A 17,761-nucleotide genomic window follows, 5' to 3' on the forward strand; every position below is an offset into this window, starting at 1 on the left:
TGTGGGAGCGAGCCTGCTCGCGAAGAGGCCATTACAGGCTAGGCAACAACTTCGCCGCAACCAGCTCGTTCAGGCAACGCGAGGCCAACAACTCGCTCGCCGCGTTGATGTCCGGTGCAAAGAAACGGTCTTTCTCATAGAAAGGCACTTCGTTACGCAGGATCGCCCGAGCCTTTTCCAGCTTCGGCGAGGTCTTCAGACCGTCACGCAGATCCAGGCCCTGGGCCGCCGCCAGCCATTCCACCGCGAGAATGCCACGGGTGTTCTCGGCCATTTCCCACAGACGCTTGCCGGCAGCCGGAGCCATGGACACGTGGTCTTCCTGGTTGGCGGAAGTCGGCAGGCTGTCCACCGAATGCGGATGGGACAGCGCCTTGTTTTCGCTGGCCAGAGCGGCCGCGGTCACCTGGGCGATCATGAAACCGGAGTTCACGCCACCGTTGGCCACTAGGAACGGCGGCAGCTGCGACATGTGCTTGTCCATCATCAGCGAGATGCGACGCTCGCTCAGGGAGCCGATTTCAGCGATGGCCAGCGCCATGTTGTCAGCCGCCATGGCCACTGGTTCGGCGTGGAAGTTACCGCCGGAAATCACGTCGCCTTCAGCCGCGAATACCAACGGGTTGTCGGAAACGGCGTTGGCTTCGATGGCCAACACTTCGGCAGCCTGGCGGAACTGGGTCAGGCAGGCACCCATGACTTGCGGCTGGCAGCGCAGCGAGTACGGATCCTGGACCTTTTCGCAGTTCTCGTGGGAGTCGGAGACTTCACTGCGCTCACCCAGCAGATCGCGGTAAGCGGCGGCGGCGTCGATCTGGCCTTTTTGGCCACGAGCAGCGTGGATACGGGCGTCGAACGGCGAGCGCGAGCCCAGCACGGCTTCAACGGTCAGGCCACCCAGGGCCAGGGCGCCGGCGAACAGGTCTTCACCTTCGAACAGACCGCGCAGGGCGAATGCGGTAGACACCTGTGTGCCGTTGAGCAGCGCCAGGCCTTCTTTCGCAGCCAGGGTCAAGGGTTTCAGGCCAGCGACTTTCAGCGCTTCGGTGGCTTCCATCCACTCGCCTTTGTAGCGGGCCTTGCCTTCGCCCAGCAGCACCAGCGACATGTGCGCCAAAGGCGCCAGGTCACCGGAAGCACCCACCGAGCCTTTCAGTGGAATGTGCGGGTAAACCTCGGCATTGATCAGGGCGATCAGCGCGTCGATCACCACGCGGCGAATACCGGAGAACCCACGGCTCAGGCTGTTGACCTTGAGCACCATGATCAACCGCACCAGCTCGTCGCTGATCGGCTGGCCGACACCGGCGGCGTGGGACAGCACCAGCGAGCGCTGCAGGTTTTCCAGGTCTTCGCTGGCGATACGGGTCGAGGCCAGCAGGCCGAAACCGGTGTTGATGCCGTAGGCAGTGCGGTTTTCGACGAGAATCTGTTCTACGCACGCGACGCTGGCTTCGATCTGGGCCGAGGCACTGTGGTCGAGGGTCAGTTTCACCGGCTGCTGATAGACATCACGCAGTTGGGCAAGGGTCAGTTGGCCGGGAATCAGGTTAAGCGCAGTCATTTCATGCTCCTTTTGAGAGTGTGTTGGTAACTACCAGACGCTCCGGAAATATCCGTTGTCCGTCGCTTCCCTCTCTGTTGAAAGGGCTGGCGCCTTGGCACGCTGGTTTTGTATGGAAATCAGTTCAGATTCGGTAAGGTTTTTTGCAGCAAGGCCGGGTCTTTCAAAACGCCCGCGGCCGCGGCGATGTCCGGTGCCAGCCAGCGATCCTGATCGTAGGCCGGTACACGTTCACGCAGCAGACGCCAGGCGGCATCGGTGCCGGCGCCGAAGCGCTGCTCTTTCAAGAATTCAAACGCCTGGGCCGCCAACAGGTACTCGATGGCGAGGATCTGCGTGCAGTTTTCCAGCGCGCGATGCAGCTTCAACGCGGCGTTGGTGCCCATGCTCAGGTGGTCTTCCTGCAGACCCGAGGTGACGTAGTTATCGAGCACCGCCGGTTGCGCCAACTGGCGGTTTTCCGCACACAGCGAAGCGGCGACGTATTGCACGATCATCATCCCGGAGTTCACCCCGGGGTTGGCCACCAGGAACGCCGGCAGACCGCTGACGTGCGGGTTGATCAAACGGTCCAGGCGTCGTTCGGCGATGGAGCCGATTTCCGCCATGGCGATGGCCAGCAGGTCCGCCGCCAGTGCTACCGACTGACCATGGGGATTGGCCTGGGACATGACGCGGAAATTGTCCGGCGTGCCCAGCAACAGCGGGTTGTCGGTGCAGCCATTGAGTTCGGTTTCGATCTGTTTGATCGCATGATCGAGTTGATCGCGAGCCGCGCCGTGCACCTGGGGAATCGAACGGATGCTCAGCGCATCCTGAGTACGAATGCCTTTGCTCTGCGCGATCACTTCACTGCCATCGAGCAGCGCCCGCAGATTGATCCCGACCTGTTGCATGCCCGGATGCGGCTTGAGCGCAATGATCTCGGCGTCGAACGCAGCGATCTGGCCACGCTGGGCCTCGAAGCTCATGGCGCTGATCACGTCGGCCCATTGCAGCAGGCGCGTGGCATCGGCAATCGCCAGGCAGCTGAGGCCGGACATGCACGGCGTACCGTTGACCAGGCACAGACCGTCCTTGGCGCCGAGTTGAACCGGTTGCAGGCCTTCTTCGGCCAATGCCTGTTGTGCCGAGACGATCTGCCCCCGATAGCTGACATTGCCGACACCCAGCAGCGCGATACCGATGTGGGCCATGTGGGTCAGGTAACCGACCGAACCCTGGGACGGCACTTGCGGGGTGATGCCACGGTTAAGCAGCGCCAGCAAGGCTTCGACCACTTGGCGATGAATGCCGGATTTGCCATGGCTGTAATTGCGGATCGCGGCGCACATGATTGCGCGGGTCTGTTCATCGGCCAACACCGGGCCGACGCCGCAGGCATGACTGAGCAGGGTATTGCGCGACAGTTGGCTGAGTTGTTCGTCTTTGAGCGAGACGTTGGACAAACCGCCCAGGCCGGTGTTGACGCCATAGGCGCGTTCGCCACTGATGACGATGCGCTGGACGATCGCCTGGGCATTTTCGATGCGTGCCCAGGTCTGCGCCGACAGCTCCAGCTGTGCGCCATGGCGGGCGACCGCAACCACATCCTGCCAACGCAACGGGGCATCGGCGATAACGATTTTTTCAGCCTGGGACATCTTCAACCTCATACCTGAATATTGATGCAGCTCTGCCGGCCTCATCGCGAGCAAGCTTTGCTCCCACAGGGTTCAGCGCAGACCTGTGGGAGCAACGCTTGCCCGCGATAGGGCCGACACAAACGCCGCAAATCTCTTAAACCACCGCCGCCCGCCGCTGCACAAAGCGGTCGACGTACTCATCCGCCGGCGAGTGCAGGATCTCTTTCGGCGTGCCGACCTGGATCAGGCGGCCATCCTTGAGGATCGCGATGCGGTTGCCGATGCGCACGGCCTCGTCGAGGTCGTGGGTGATGAAGACGATGGTCTTGTGCAGGGTCTTTTGCAGCTCCAGCAACTGGTCCTGCATCTCGGCGCGGATCAGCGGGTCGAGGGCACTGAACGCTTCGTCCATCAGGATGATGTCGGTGTCCGCCGCCAGGGCGCGAGCCAGGCCCACACGTTGGCGCATGCCGCCGGAGAGCTGGTGCGGGTATTTGTTTTCGTAACCCTTGAGGCCCACGGTGTTGATCCAGTGCAGCGCACGCTCGGTGCACATCTGCTTGCTCTCGCCGCGCACCTTCAAGCCGTAGGCGACGTTATCCACCACGGTCTTGTGGGGCAGCAGGCCGAAGCTCTGGAACACCATGCTGATCTTGCGCCGACGAAATTCGCGCAGGGCTTCCATGTCGTATTGCAGGATGTCCACGCCGTCCACCAGGATCGCGCCGCTGGTCGGATCGATCAGGCGGTTGAAGTGACGCACCAGGGTCGATTTGCCGGAACCCGACAGGCCCATGATCACGAAGATCTCACCGCTGCCGATGCTCAGCGACAGGTCGTTCACGCCGACCACGCAGCCGGTTTCGGCCAGTACCTGGTCCTTGGTCTTTTTCTGGCGAATCATTTCCAGCGCGTCTTTGGAACGGCTGCCGAAAATCTTGAAGACGTTTTTGACTTCGATTTTGCTGATGGCTTGGTTGCTCATTTGCTCACCTCATGCCGTGCGCGACCGTACGCTTGTGTAATGCGGTCGATCACCACTGCCAGAATCACGATCGCCAGACCGGCTTCCAGGCCGCGTCCGACGTTGAGGGTCTGAATCCCCACCAACACGTCTTCACCCAGGCCACGGGCACCGATCATCGAGGCAATCACTACCATCGACAGGGCCATCATGGTGGTCTGGTTGATCCCGGCCATGATGCTCGGCAGGGCCAGCGGCAGTTGTACGCCGAACAGTTGCTGCCAGCGGTTGGCACCGAAGGCGTTGATCGCTTCCATCACCTCGCCGTCAACCTGGCGAATGCCCAGATCGGTCAGGCGGATCAGCGGTGGCGCGGCGTAGATCACGGTGGCGAAAATCGCCGGGACCTTGCCCAGGCCGAACAGCATCAGCACCGGAATCAGGTACACGAAACTCGGCATGGTCTGCATGATGTCCAGCAGCGGCATCAGCACAGAACGCAAGCGATTGCTGCGCGCCGAAAGAATGCCCAGCGGAATGCCGATCAGCACCGAGATGACTGTCGCGACCATCATCAGCGCCAGGGTCTGCATCAGCTTGTCCCAGAGGCCGACCGCACCCACCAGGAACAGCAAACCGACGATGACCGCCGTAGTCACCACTTTACGTGTCGCGTGCCAGGCCACACCGGCCACGATGGCCAGCATCAGCCACCAGGGCGCCGCGCGCAGCAGCCCTTCAAGATTGACGATGGCCCACAACAGGGTATCGGAGATGTGCCGGAACACGTCGCCGTAGTTGGTGACCAGCGAATCGACCCAACTGTTGACCCAGTCGGCGATGGAAAAGGTAAAGCTTTCGGGAAACATAAGAGACTCTCAATCAAGGGGTTGCGATCAAGCATCCGACTGCCGCCACCGGCAGTCGGAGAGGCCCAACCTACAAGGCCGCGTCGATTTTCTTGGCTGCGTCTTCGCTCACCCATGCGTGCCAGACTTCAGGATGTTCCTTCAGGAAGATCTTGGCCAGTTTTGGCGACTCGATCCGCTCTTTGGTCATCCGGCCCAGGTTCTGGTTCAGCAAGTCGATCGGCAGGTTGACCTTTTCCAGCACGGCCACCAGTTCCGGGGCCTCTTCGTGGAAAGTCTTGGACAGGCCGACCTTGATGGTCACGGTCTTATCCACGCCTGGTTTCTCTTCGAGTTTCACCACGTCAACCTGACCCATCAGCGGCGTTGGCGACCAGTAGTAGAACAGGATCGGCTCGCCACGCTTGTAGCTCGAGAGTACAGCCGCATCCAGCGCCGGGCCGGTGCCCGGGCGGAAGTTGGTGTAAGTGCTTTCCAGGCCGTAGCTCTTCAGCATTTCGCTGTTGTCGAGCTCACAGGTCCAACCGGCCGGGCAGTTGTAGAAACGGCCCTTGGAAGGCTCTTCGGCGTCCTTGAAAATCGCCGAGTATTTACCCAGGTCAGCAATGTTTTTCAGGTCAGGCGCCTTGGCTTCCAGCTTACGCTTGGCGTCGCCTTCGATCACGTAGCGCGGCACGTACCAGCCTTCGACAGCACCGACCACCGGAGCGCCGACACCGACGACCTTGCCGGCCTTCTCAGCCTTGTTCCAGACCTCGCTGCGGCCGACCCACTCTTCGGCAAACACCTGGATGTCGTTGCTGCTCAGGGCGTTCTCCATGGTGATGGAGTTGCCCGGCAGGCTGTCGGTCTTGCAGTCGTAGCCTTTCTCCAACACGACTTGCAGCACGTCGGTCAGCAGCATGGCGCTTTCCCAGTTCAGGCCGGCGAACTTCACCGGTTTGCCCGACTCGCACCAACCCGCCGCCTGAGTGGCGCCGGCGCTGGCCAGCAGGCCCATGGAAAGCAATGTGGTCAGCAGGGTCTTGTTCGATTTCATTATTGTGACGCTCCTAATCATGAATTGGCTTACGGCAGTCAAGAGGCATCCTGCCCTGTCCACGTCCAATCAGGCCTGCGCCGCAGCGCGACCGACACTTAGCTTTTGTTCGGTGACCACGTCCTGCTCGACCGGCAGGATCAGTTGATCGGGCACTGTGCCGTGCCATTTTTTCGCACACACGTAATACAACGCTGCAGGAATCACCAGACCGATGATCCAGGAAATATCCACATCACCCAGAGCGGCCACCAGCGGACCGGTATAGAACTTGGTGGAAATGAACGGCAGCTGCACCAGCACACCGAACACATAGACGCTGATGCCGAGGATGTTCCAGCGGCCGTAGCGACCGTTCGGATCGGCCAGCGCCGGCACGTCATAACGCTCGCGAGTGATGCAGTAGTAGTCCACCAGGTTGATCGCGCTCCATGGCGTAAAGAACGCCAGCAGGAACAGGATGAAGGACTTGAACGCACCGAGGAACGAGTGCTGACCGAGCAAAGCCATCAGGGTCGCAGCACCGACGATGACCAGCACGAAGACCAGACGCTGCAAGCGCGTGACCTTCAGTTCACCACGGAAACCGCTGATGATGGTCGCAATGCACATAAAGCTGCCGTAGGAGTTCAGCGTGGAGATGGTGACCTTGCCGAACGCGATGCTGAAGTACAGCAGCGCAGCGGTGGCACCGGTACCGCCCAGACCCACGATGTAGGCCACTTCGTGACCGGCGAATTGCCCGTTGGCCGAAGCGGCGGCAAACACGCCGAGGATCATCGCCACCTGGGCGCCAATGACCGAACCTGCGCCTGCGGCGAAAAAGGTTTTCACCGAGGACGTCTTGCTCGGCAGGTAACGCGAATAGTCAGCCACATAAGGGCCGAAGGCGATCTGCCAGGATGCCGCGAGCGACACCGCGAGCAGGAAGCTGCTCCAGCTGAAGTGGCGGATTTGCAGGAGTGCGCCAACGTCAACTTGGCTCATCAGACGGCTGAACAGATAAACAAAGGCAATCACGCCAATGAGACTGGCAACACGGCCGATCCAATGGATCACCCGATAACCAAGCACCGTGACCAGCACGATGACACTGGCGAAAAGGAGGATGCCGACGGTGTCGCTGACGCCAAACAACTGGCCCAGCGCCTGGCCGGACAGCACGGTACCCGTTGCGGTGAAGCCCAGGTACATCAGGCAGACCAGCACGATCGGGATGGCCGCGCCATAGACGCCGAACTGGACCCGGCTGGAGATCATCTGCGGCAGGCCGAGCTTGGGCCCTTGCGCGGCATGCAGCGCCATGACGCCGCCGCCGAGCAGTTGACCGATCAACAGGCCGATCAACGACCAGAACACGTCACCGCCCAGCACCACGGCCAGGGCCCCGGTGACAATCGCGGTGATTTGCAGGTTGGCACCCATCCACAGGGTGAACTGGCTAAACAGACGACCGTGTCTTTCCGCTTCCGGGATGTAGTCGATCGAGCGTTTCTCGATCAACGGTTTGTTGCCTGCACGCTCGCTGTCAGCAGCCATGGTTCAACCTCTGTGGATTGTTATTGTGGGTTGGTGATCCCCTGTAGGAGCAAAGCTTGCTCGCGATGAGGCCGGCAAATTCAGCATCTGCATTGGCTGACACACCGCCATCGCGAGCAAGCATTGCTCCTACAGGTTTTGCGTTAAGCCGCGGTTTTTTATTTGCCGGTAATCATCGGCAGGTTCAGCCCTTGTTCCTTGGCGCAGTCGATCGCGATCTGGTAACCCGCATCGGCGTGACGCATAACGCCGGTTGCCGGGTCGTTGTGCAGCACGCGAGCGATACGCTCAGCCGCTTCGTCAGTACCGTCGCAGACAATCACCATGCCCGAGTGCTGGGAGAAGCCCATGCCGACGCCGCCGCCGTGGTGCAGGGAGACCCAGGTCGCGCCGCTCGCGGTGTTGAGCAGGGCGTTGAGTAGTGGCCAGTCGGACACGGCATCGGAACCGTCCTGCATCGATTCGGTTTCGCGGTTCGGGCTCGATACCGAACCGGAGTCCAGGTGGTCGCGACCGATCACGATAGGTGCAGACAGCTCGCCGCTACGGACCATTTCGTTGAACGCCAGGCCCAGCTTGGCGCGCAGACCCAGGCCAACCCAGCAGATACGTGCCGGCAGACCCTGGAAGCTGATGCGCTCGCGCGCCATGTCCAGCCAGTTGTGCAGGTGAGCGTCGTCCGGGATCAGTTCCTTGACCTTGGCGTCGGTCTTGTAGATGTCTTCGGCGTTGCCCGACAGTGCAGCCCAACGGAACGGGCCGATGCCACGGCAGAACAGTGGACGGATATAAGCAGGTACGAAGCCCGGGAAGTCGAATGCGTTTTCCACGCCTTCTTCTTGCGCCATCTGACGGATGTTGTTGCCGTAGTCGAAGGTCGGTACGCCCATTTTCTGGAAGTCCAACATCGCTTTAACGTGCACGGCCATCGATTGCTTAGCGGCCTTGATCACAGCGGCAGGTTCGGTCTTGGCGCGAGCGCGGTATTGGTCCCAGGTCCAGCCAGCAGGCAGGTAGCCGTTGAGCGGGTCGTGGGCGCTGGTCTGATCGGTAACCATGTCCGGGCGTACGCCGCGCTTGACCAGTTCCGGCAGAATTTCAGCCGCGTTGCCCAGCAGCGCGATGGAGATCGCTTTGCCTTCTTTGGTGTACTTGGCGATGCGAGCCAGAGCGTCGTCGAGGTCTTTGGCTTGCTCATCGACATAGCGGCTTTTCAGGCGGAAATCGATGCTGACCTGCTGGCATTCGATGTTCAGCGAGCAAGCGCCGGCCAGGGTTGCAGCCAGAGGCTGGGCGCCACCCATGCCGCCCAGGCCAGCGGTCAGTACCCACTTGCCTTTCAGGTCATCGTTGTAGTGTTGGCGACCGGCTTCGACGAAGGTTTCGTAGGTACCCTGAACGATGCCCTGGCTGCCGATGTAGATCCAGCTGCCGGCGGTCATCTGGCCGTACATGGCCAGGCCTTTGGCGTCGAGTTCGTTGAAGTGTTCCCAGCTTGCCCAGTGTGGCACCAGGTTGGAGTTGGCGATCAGCACGCGCGGGGCGTTGGCGTGGGTCTTGAACACGCCGACCGGCTTGCCGGATTGCACCAGCAGGGTCTCGTCGTCGTTCAGGTTGGTCAGGCTTTCAACGATCTTGTCGTAGCATTCCCAGTTACGTGCCGCACGACCGATACCACCGTAAACCACCAGCTCCTTTGGGTTCTCGGCGACTTCAGGGTCGAGGTTGTTCATCAGCATGCGCAGCGGCGCTTCGGTCAGCCAGCTCTTGGCGGTCAGCTTGTTACCGCGGGCAGCACGGATTTCAACGTCACGAAACTTAGTAGGTTTATTGTCAGTCACGAAAAGAACTCCTCAGCAATCAATCCAAACCAACCCAGGCAGTGGGCGAGCAAGCCAATGGGCATCAGTGCACACCGGCGAATCAGTGGACGATGGTTGAGTCCTCGTGACTCATACGCATACGTCTTTACTTGTACATACAAGCATATGCAATCAAGCGGCCAACTTATTGGATGAGCATTCAAGAAAACCTCCTGACAGGGCTGGAGAGCCCATGAATCAAGGGTTTTGACCAAGATGAAATTTTTCGCGGGGATTTTTTGATGGAGATGGATGCTGTTACCTGAGCGTGGTTTTGCGCCACGCTGGGGCGTTCGGTAACAAAGTGGTGCGCGGAGGGAAACGATCTGAGGGATAAAACAATATCGCGGGCAAACATGGCCCCCTGTAGGAGCCGAGCTTGCTCGCGATGGTCGTGAACGATAACGCGTGGAGCCAGATGCCCAGCGGTGCCCTTGGTTTTTTCGCGAGCAGAGCTCGCTCCTACAAGGGTGGTGTATCAGCGTGCGGACAGTTCGATCACGCAGCAGGCGCCGTTACTGGAGACTTCCAGCAGGCCAGTGTTACCGACAAGTTGCAGGCAATCATGACGCCCCAGCTGCGAAGCACTGTTACCAACCTTCACCTCCAGCGCATCGCTGACGCTGAACACCAGCAGCGTCCCGGTCTCACTGAAAAATCGCTGCTCGCCATCCAGCCATTGCAACCGAGCGCTATAACGCTGCGGTGCGTAAATCAGGTTGAAATCGCGGATCGGCCCGCCGAGCAAGGTGCAGGAGACTTGGCTCTCGCCACTGAAGGCAAACGGATCGATGGGTAACAATGGCCGCGTAACCTGTCCATCCACGGACAAGGTCATGCCCTCACCCTGCAGCACGGTGATGATCCGCTCGTAACCGGCGAAGGTGGAAAAGCCACCCGACTCACCGATGTCAGCAATCGACAGACGCCAACCGAAGCCATCCAGGCCGGTACCGGCGTCACGGGTGATTTCTTCAGTGCTGCCGCCGCCGTTCTTCCACGGCATGCGCGGGTAATCAACTGCGCGTAAAACCTTTGTATCAATCATTTATGAAACCGACCTTCCAGACGATGACGGGAACCGGGATGGATCAAACGGGCGGCGGTCACGGGCTGGCGACCGGACCAGGTACGCCGGCGAATCAGCAGGCACGGCTCGCCCTTTTCAATCTGCAGCAACTTGCATTCGGAGGGCTCAGCCAGGATGGCCTCGACCACGTGCTCGCCTTCGGTCAACGGCGCGACCTGGTTCAAGTAGGCGTAAGGCGTTTGCAGGGTGAAGTCCTGCTTGAGGTATTCCGGCGCCACCAGGGCGTTGACGAAACGGTCTTCGATTTGCACCGGAATATCGTTTTCGAAATGCACGATCAGCGAATGGAACACCTTCTGCCCTTCACGCATGTCCAGGGCCAGGGCGCGCTCGGAGCCTGCGGCCTCTTCTTCGAGGGTGATGACCTTGCACGTGTGGCGATGACCACGGGAGGCGATTTCGTCGGCGATGTTGTGCACTTCAAACAGCGCGGACTGGCTTTTCGGTTCGGCGACGAAGGTGCCGACGCCCTGCATACGCACCAACAGGCCGTCGGCGGTCATCTCGCGCAGGGCGCGGTTGATGGTCATGCGGCTGAAACCCAACTGGCTGACCAGCTCGCTTTCCGACGGAACGCGGTAGTGCGGCGGCCAGTTTCCACTGTCGATTTGCTGGGTGATCATTTGTTTGACGCGGGCGTACAAGGGCGCCGGACTGTCGCCCATGTTCGCGGCCAACGGAGAGACTGGAGGCGGAGTCGGCACGGTTAATCCTTGGTCGTTTAGGTGATGTTGCTAGCTTGCCGGAGTTTACCGGGCAGGCAAACGTCTGTATATGTATATACAAATAACACACGATGGGGTGCTGAACCATGTCCGCCTTCTTTGCCGAACGCGCGCTGCTGCCTAGTGGATGGGCCAACAATGTACGTCTTGAGGTCAGCGCCGATGGCGTATTGACCCATATCCAGGCCGATTCCCATGCAGATGGCGCCGAGCGGTTGAGCGGCCCGCTGCTGCCGGGCATGCCGAATCTGCACTCCCACGCCTTCCAGCGGGCCATGGCCGGGCTGGCGGAAGTGGCCGGCAATCCGAATGACAGTTTCTGGACCTGGCGCGACTTGATGTATCGCCTCGTCGGAAAAATCAGCCCGGAACAACTGGGCGTCATCGCCCGTCAGCTGTACATCGAAATGCTCAAGGCCGGTTACACCTCGGTGGCGGAATTTCATTACGTCCACCACGACAGTAACGGCCAACCCTACGTTGACCCGGCCGAACTGGCCTTGCGTATCAGCCAGGCCGCCAGCGCCGCCGGCATCGGCCTGACCCTGCTGCCAGTGCTCTACAGCCACTCCGGTTTCGGCGGCCAGACCCCGAACGACGGCCAACGTCGCTTTATCAACAGCACCGAGAACTACCTCAAGCTGCAATCGCGCCTGCAACCCCTGCTCGCTCAGCAGAAGGCCCAGTCGCTGGGCCTGTGTTTCCACTCGCTGCGTGCAGTAACGCCGCAGCAGATCAGCGAAGTGCTGGCGGCCAGCGACAAGCAGTGCCCCGTGCACATTCATATCGCCGAACAACAGAAAGAAGTCGACGACTGCCTGACCTGGAGCGGTCGTCGTCCGCTGCAATGGCTGTACGAAAACACCGAGGTCGATCAACGCTGGTGCCTGGTCCACGCCACCCACGCCAACCCGGAAGAAGTCACGCTGATGGCCAAGAGTCGCGCCATCGCCGGCCTGTGCCTGACCACCGAGGCCAACTTGGGCGACGGGATTTTCCCGGCGGTGGACTTCCTCGCCCAAGGTGGGCGCATGGGCATCGGTTCCGACAGCCATGTGTCATTGAGCGTGGTGGAGGAACTGCGTTGGCTGGAATACGGCCAACGTCTGCGCGATCAGCGGCGCAATCGCTTGTATGGTGCGGATCAGCCAATGGTCGGCCGTACCTTGTTCGACGCGGCGCTGGATGGCGGAGCCCAGGCGCTGGGTCAGCCGATTGGTGCGCTGGAGGTTGGCAAGCGTGCGGACTGGCTGGTGCTGGATGGCAACGATCCGTATCTGGCGACGGCGAGCGGTGACGGGATCCTGAACCGGTGGTTGTTTGCCGGTGGTGATCGTCAGGTGCGCGATGTTCTGGTCAATGGCCAGTGGGTTGTGCGTGATGGCCGGCATGCGGCAGAAGAAGAAAGCAACCGGGCTTTCACCCAGGTCCTGCGCGAACTTTTAGGCTGACACAAAAACAACTGTAGGAGCGAGCCTGCTCGCGATGGAGTATCAGGGACATAAATGTGTCTGACACACCATCGCGAGCAGGCTCGCTCCTACAGGGATTTTTGCAATCAGTTCGAAGTCTTCGCCATCTGCGTATCCGACGCCCGCCAGATCAGCCGCGTGGTGTCATAGCCCTGCTGACGTGCCTTGCTCAGCAATTCTTCACGCACGACACCGTTGACGGTCGGGGTGCGTGACAGCAACCACAGGTACCGACGACTCGGGTCGCCGACAATGGCGGTCTTGTAGTCATCGCTGACGTACAACACCCAGTATTCGCCCTTCGCCGTACCCGGAATCAGCCGGGAGAACCAGGTGTCGAACTCCACCCACAACTTATCGGACTTACCCGGCACCTGCGGATAAGCCGTACCCTTGACCTCTTCCCACTCCCACTGTGGCGTCAGGCAGCGGTTCAATACCGCCACGTTGCCATCGGGCTTGAGTGTGTAATGAGCTTCGGATTGCGCGCAGTCGCGCTGGAAGTACATTGGCATACGGGCCAACTCGTACCAGGTACCCTGGTAGCGCTTGAGGTTGACGCTGTTGACGGTTTTGGGCGCCAACGGATCCTGGCCAGAAGTGGCACAGCCAGCCAATACCAGGCTGGCAAAAAGCATCATCAATAACCGCTTCATTGTTTTTCTCCCGCGGGCGCGTGGCCCCGGTTTACTTCAGGCCTTGGCCGGAAAACATCAGCACTTTGTCACCGGCATACTGCACGCTGATAAAGCTGTTCTTGTCGCCCCAGGTGCAACTGGACATGCCGAGCGCACCCGAACAGTCGGCCGGTTTGCCCAGCAAGGTTTCAACCTCGGTCTTGGTCATGCCGGAAGAGAGTTTCGAGTAGTTTTCCTGATTGATCTTGCTGCACGCAGCCAACAACACGCAGAACGAAAGCAAGGCGATGGATCGCAGCGACATGGTGAAACTCCAGGGGCGAAGGGGATTGGCATGGCTGCCAAGCAGAACCTTAGAAGAGCAAACCCGTTTCTGGTTCCCTGGATGGCAGGGTATTTATAGGGCCGCTCGTCTGCCTTCCCGCGAATAATCAACCACTTTGTAAGGCTATTGGACATTTCGTCGGGTTTCGTCAAAAACGCCTAATCTTTGGCGCCATTCAGTCGAAATAAAAGGCAGCGCAATGCTCTATTCCGTGGCATTGCCCCCTTTTGTCGACACGCCTTTTCGCGGTAGCTCACTTAATGACCAGAAACATGAAGTTCAGCCACAAAATCCTGTTGGCTGCCGCCCTCGTGGTGGTTGTCGCATTCGCTTGTTTCATCCTGTTCAACGACTATCGCCAGCGCGAGACGTTGCGTAGCAGCACCGAAGCCTCGATGCAGGAACTCGGCAGCCTGACCACCAGTAACATTCAGACCTGGCTGGAAAGCCGCATCCAGTTGCTGCAATCGCTGTCCCAGCAGATCGCTGTGGATGGCAGCGCCCCGGCCAGCCTGAAACGCGCCATCGACCTGCCTGCCTATACCGGCAACTTCCAGCTGAGCTACTTCGGCGGCACCGATGGCGTGATGTTTTCGGTCCCGGCGGGCAACCGCGCGGCGGACTATGACCCGCGCGCCCGTGGCTGGTACAAGGCGGCCAACAGCGCGCAGCAGACCATCGTCACGGAACCGTACATCGCGGCGTCTTCGGGCAAGCTGGTGATTACCGTTGCAACCCCGGTGCAGCGCCAGGGCCAGATGATCGGCGTTGCCGGCGCCGACATTGACCTGTCCAGCGTCAGCGCGATCATTAACTCGCTGAATTTCGGTGGTCACGGCCATGCCTTCATCGTCGGCGCCGATGGCAAGATCCTGATCCACCCCGACAGCAAACTGGTGCTCAAGACCCTGACCGACGCCTACCCCAACGGTGCGCCCAAAGTCAGCCCGGGCATGAAGGAAGTCGAGATCGACGGCAAACGCCAGTTCATTTCCTTCACCCACGTCAATGGCGTGCCGTCGGCGGATTGGTATGTGGCACTGGTGCTGGACCAGGACACCGCCTTCTCGATGCTCAGCGAATTCCGCACCTCGGCGATCATTGCCATGGTCATTGCGGTGGTGATCATCATCGCCCTGCTGGGCATGCTGATCAGTTTCCTGATGCAGCCATTGCTGACCATGGGTCGTGCCATGCACGACATCGCCGAAGGCGAAGGCGATCTGACCAAACGCCTGACCATTCACGGTCACGACGAATTCGGTGCACTGGGGATGTCGTTCAACCGTTTCGTAGAACGTATTCACACCTCGATTCGCGAGGTGTCCTCGGCCACCGGTCAGGTCAACGAAGTGGCACTGCGTGTAGTGGCGGCGTCCAACTCGTCGATGTTCAACTCCGACCAGCAAGCCTCACGCACCAGTAGCGTCGCCGCAGCCATCAACCAACTCGGCGCCGCCGCCCAGGAAATCGCCCAGAACGCCGCCCTCGCCTCCCAGCATTCGAGCGATGCCCGCGCCCTGGCCGAAGAGGGTCAGCAGGTGGTGGATAACACCATCTCGGCGATGCACCAGCTATCGGCGAAGATCAGCGACTCGTGCGGCAATATCGAAACGCTCAACAGCAACACCGTCAACATCGGGCAGATTCTGGAAGTGATCACCAGCATCTCCCAGCAGACCAACCTGCTGGCCCTCAACGCCGCCATCGAAGCCGCGCGTGCGGGTGAAGCCGGGCGCGGGTTTGCGGTGGTAGCCGATGAAGTGCGCAACCTCGCTCACCGCACCCAGGATTCGGCGCAGCAAGTGCAGAAGATGATTGAGGAGCTGCAAATCGGCGCCCGCGAAGCCGTGGGCACCATGACCGAGAGCCAGCGTCACAGTGAAAGCAGCGTCGGTATCGCCAACCAGGCCGGTGAACGCCTGGGCAGCGTGACCCAGCGCATCAGCGAAATCGACGGCATGAACCAGTCCGTGGCGACGGCGACGGAAGAACAGACGGCTGTGGTGGAATCGATCAACGTCGACATCACCGAGATCAACACCCTGAACCAGGAAGGCGTGGAGAACCTGCAATCAACCTTGCGTGCGTGTGCCGACCTTGAGCAGCAGGCGGCGCGGTTGAAGCATCTGGTGGGTAGTTTCAGGATCTAAGGCGCTCTTGAAGGCCTCATCGCGAGCAGGGCTCGCTCCTACAGTGGATCTGTGTCGTTCACAAACCCCTTGTAGGAGCGAGCCTGCTCGCGATGGCGGCATCAGCAACAACAAAAAACTAGAAGCGAGACCCCGGCTTCGAAAGAAACTCCAACTCCTGCGCCGTACTCTCCCGCCCCAACACCGCATTGCGATGCGGAAACCGTCCAAACTGCGCAATCACTCGCTGATGCTTCTCGGCATAGTCCAGATAGTCGGCAAACAGCGCCCTGTCACTTTCCGGTTGTTGCTCCAGCAGTTCGATGTAGCGAGAGATGCATTCGTTTTGCACTTCGAGGTTTTCGCAGTGCTCGAACACCAGCAGGATGAACACCCGCTGGATCGGCTGCAGTTGCCGATCGAAATCTGCGGCAATGCCTTGAGCAACGAGTGCCTGGGCCCTGATGTCACCGGAAAAGGCTTTGGGGGTATCGCGAAAGAGCATGCGCGGCAATTGATCGAGTAACAGCACCAGGGCCAGCCAACCTTCGGGACATTGCGCCCACTCGGTCAAACCGCCGGCCAGGGCCTGCTCGACCTGGCCCCCGAAGCGCTCACGCGCTTCGAGGTCCTGGCTGTCACGCTTGCCGAACCATAACGTGCCCTTTTGCGCCGCCACTTCCTTCGATGATTCGCAGTTTCCGAACCACCATTCGAGCAACGGCTGCCAGGGCGCGATCATGATTTACTCCTTGTGGTACGCCGTGACGCGTGCAACTTCTTCCTTCGAGCCGAGGAACACCGCTACACGCTGGTGCAAGCCTTCTGGCTGGATGTCGAGGATGCGCTGGTGGCCGTCGGTGGACGCGCCGCCCGCTTGTTCGACGAGGAACGACATCGGGTTGGCTTCGTACATCAGGCGCAGCTTGCCCGGCTTGGATGGCTCGCGGCTGTCGCGTGGGTACATGAACAGGCCACCACGGGTCAGGATGCGGTGCACGTCCGCGACCATCGCCGCAACCCAGCGCATGTTGTAGTTCTTTTTCAGCGGGCCTGCGTCGCCTGCCAGCAGTTCGCTGACGTAACGCTGTACCGGCGCCTCCCAGTGACGCTGGTTGGATGCGTTGATCGCGAATTCCTGGGTGGATTCAGGAATGGTGATGTCTTCGTGGGTCAGTACGAAGCTGCCCATTTCACGGTCCAGGGTGAAGCCTTTGACACCGTCGCCCAAGGTCAGCACCAGCATGGTCTGAGGGCCGTAGATGGCATAACCGGCGGCAACCTGCTGGGTGCCTGGCTGCAGGAAGGCTTTTTCATTCAGCGCTTCGTTCTGGCTCAGGTGTTCGTTCGGGCAGCGCAGCACCGAGAAGATAGTGCCGACCGGGGCGTTGATATCGATGTTCGACGAACCGTCCAGCGGGTCGAATACCAGCAGGTAAGCGCCTTTCGGGTATTTGCCCGGGATCTGGTAGGCATTGTCCATTTCTTCGGACGCCATGCCGGCCAGGTGACCGCCCCATTCGTTGGCTTCAAGCAGGATTTCGTTAGAGAGTACGTCGAGCTTCTTCTGCACTTCGCCCTGGACGTTTTCAGTACCCATGCTGCCCAGAACACCGCCCAGGGCGCCTTTGGAAACGGCGTGGCTGATCTCCTTGCAAGCACGCGCCACCACTTCGATCAGGAAGCGCAGATCGGCAGGAGTGTTGTTGCTGCGGGTCTGCTCAATCAAATAGCGACTCAAGGTAACGCGGGACATGGAAGGCTCCGGAGAAATGGGGGGGCTAAAAACCCGCGCAGTTTAGCGCGAGTCGGTGCGCATTTCCTCCTATCAGACGTGATCGGTCGAAGAGAGTTCATGCGCGGGGATGAGCGTAGATGGAAATGGACCGAATGTGGGTCAAAGAGTAGTGGTCATTG

At 60.1% G+C, this 17,761-nt stretch carries 15 protein-coding genes and 1 pseudogene; 3 read left to right on the forward strand and 13 right to left on the reverse strand.

The window, feature by feature from the left end; translation table 11 throughout:
- Positions 1-31 precede the first annotated feature (31 nt).
- From hutH (GPL81_RS04160) to hutC, 9 genes are all read right to left on the reverse strand, one after another.
- Positions 32-1,564 (reverse strand): histidine ammonia-lyase, encoded by a 1,533-nt coding sequence (hutH, locus tag GPL81_RS04160; RefSeq protein WP_160105314.1) that lies wholly within the window; start codon positions 1,562-1,564, stop codon positions 32-34.
- A gap of 119 nt (positions 1,565-1,683) precedes the next feature.
- Positions 1,684-3,207: a histidine ammonia-lyase gene (hutH, locus tag GPL81_RS04165; protein ID WP_121103926.1), complete on the reverse strand. Its 1,524-nt coding sequence runs from the start codon at positions 3,205-3,207 to the stop codon at positions 1,684-1,686.
- Positions 3,208-3,343: 136 nt separating this feature from the next.
- Positions 3,344-4,174 (reverse strand): quaternary amine ABC transporter ATP-binding protein, encoded by an 831-nt coding sequence (locus GPL81_RS04170; RefSeq protein WP_096513833.1) that lies wholly within the window; start codon positions 4,172-4,174, stop codon positions 3,344-3,346.
- Positions 4,171-5,022 (reverse strand): ABC transporter permease, encoded by an 852-nt coding sequence (locus GPL81_RS04175; RefSeq protein WP_096513834.1) that lies wholly within the window; start codon positions 5,020-5,022, stop codon positions 4,171-4,173. The genes GPL81_RS04170 and GPL81_RS04175 overlap by 4 nt, the downstream gene beginning before the upstream one ends.
- 70 nt (positions 5,023-5,092) lie before the next feature.
- Complete coding sequence (locus tag GPL81_RS04180) at positions 5,093-6,061, reverse strand: ABC transporter substrate-binding protein (RefSeq protein WP_160105315.1); 969 nt, start codon at positions 6,059-6,061, stop codon at positions 5,093-5,095.
- Between the two features lie 69 nt (positions 6,062-6,130).
- Complete coding sequence (locus tag GPL81_RS04185) at positions 6,131-7,600, reverse strand: purine-cytosine permease family protein (RefSeq protein ID WP_160105316.1); 1,470 nt, start codon at positions 7,598-7,600, stop codon at positions 6,131-6,133.
- A gap of 158 nt (positions 7,601-7,758) precedes the next feature.
- Positions 7,759-9,441 (reverse strand): urocanate hydratase, encoded by a 1,683-nt coding sequence (hutU, locus tag GPL81_RS04190; protein ID WP_096513837.1) that lies wholly within the window; start codon positions 9,439-9,441, stop codon positions 7,759-7,761.
- A 499-nt stretch (positions 9,442-9,940) separates the two neighbouring features.
- The gene (locus GPL81_RS04195; protein ID WP_160105317.1) at positions 9,941-10,510 is read right to left on the reverse strand and encodes a HutD/Ves family protein; all 570 of its coding nucleotides are present in this window, start codon (positions 10,508-10,510) and stop codon (positions 9,941-9,943) included.
- Positions 10,507-11,217 (reverse strand): histidine utilization transcriptional repressor HutC, encoded by a 711-nt coding sequence (gene hutC, locus GPL81_RS04200; RefSeq protein WP_170948611.1) that lies wholly within the window; start codon positions 11,215-11,217, stop codon positions 10,507-10,509. Before hutC ends, GPL81_RS04195 begins: the two co-directional genes overlap by 4 nt.
- 146 nt (positions 11,218-11,363) lie before the next feature.
- On the opposite strand from hutC, the gene GPL81_RS04205 reads away from it, so the two are divergent.
- On the forward strand, positions 11,364-12,728 hold the full coding sequence (locus GPL81_RS04205) for a formimidoylglutamate deiminase (protein ID WP_160105318.1): 1,365 nt from the start codon (positions 11,364-11,366) through the stop codon (positions 12,726-12,728).
- A 107-nt stretch (positions 12,729-12,835) separates the two neighbouring features.
- Here GPL81_RS04205 and GPL81_RS04210 read toward each other — a convergent pair whose 3' ends face one another.
- Both GPL81_RS04210 and GPL81_RS04215 read right to left on the reverse strand, forming a co-directional pair.
- On the reverse strand, positions 12,836-13,405 hold the full coding sequence (locus tag GPL81_RS04210; protein ID WP_096513840.1) for a lipocalin family protein: 570 nt from the start codon (positions 13,403-13,405) through the stop codon (positions 12,836-12,838).
- A 31-nt stretch (positions 13,406-13,436) separates the two neighbouring features.
- Complete coding sequence (locus tag GPL81_RS04215) at positions 13,437-13,691, reverse strand: outer membrane protein assembly factor BamE (RefSeq protein WP_096513841.1); 255 nt, start codon at positions 13,689-13,691, stop codon at positions 13,437-13,439.
- Between the two features lie 293 nt (positions 13,692-13,984).
- On the opposite strand from GPL81_RS04215, the pseudogene GPL81_RS31890 reads away from it, so the two are divergent.
- A pseudogene (locus GPL81_RS31890) lies at positions 13,985-15,007 on the forward strand (HAMP domain-containing protein); the annotation flags it as partial.
- 93 nt (positions 15,008-15,100) lie between these two features.
- The gene (locus GPL81_RS31895; protein WP_372237735.1) at positions 15,101-15,865 is read left to right on the forward strand and encodes a methyl-accepting chemotaxis protein; all 765 of its coding nucleotides are present in this window, start codon (positions 15,101-15,103) and stop codon (positions 15,863-15,865) included.
- A 118-nt stretch (positions 15,866-15,983) separates the two neighbouring features.
- Here the strand turns inward: GPL81_RS31895 and GPL81_RS04225 are convergent, their stop codons facing one another.
- On the reverse strand, positions 15,984-16,586 hold the full coding sequence (locus tag GPL81_RS04225; protein WP_160105320.1) for a DUF924 family protein: 603 nt from the start codon (positions 16,584-16,586) through the stop codon (positions 15,984-15,986).
- 3 nt (positions 16,587-16,589) lie between these two features.
- Positions 16,590-17,600 (reverse strand): class 1 fructose-bisphosphatase, encoded by a 1,011-nt coding sequence (locus GPL81_RS04230; RefSeq protein WP_096513844.1) that lies wholly within the window; start codon positions 17,598-17,600, stop codon positions 16,590-16,592.
- Positions 17,601-17,761: the final 161 nt, after the last annotated feature.

The organism is Pseudomonas izuensis (assembly GCF_009861505.1).
In the GTDB taxonomy this organism is placed as follows: Bacteria; Pseudomonadota; Gammaproteobacteria; order Pseudomonadales; family Pseudomonadaceae; genus Aquipseudomonas; species Aquipseudomonas izuensis.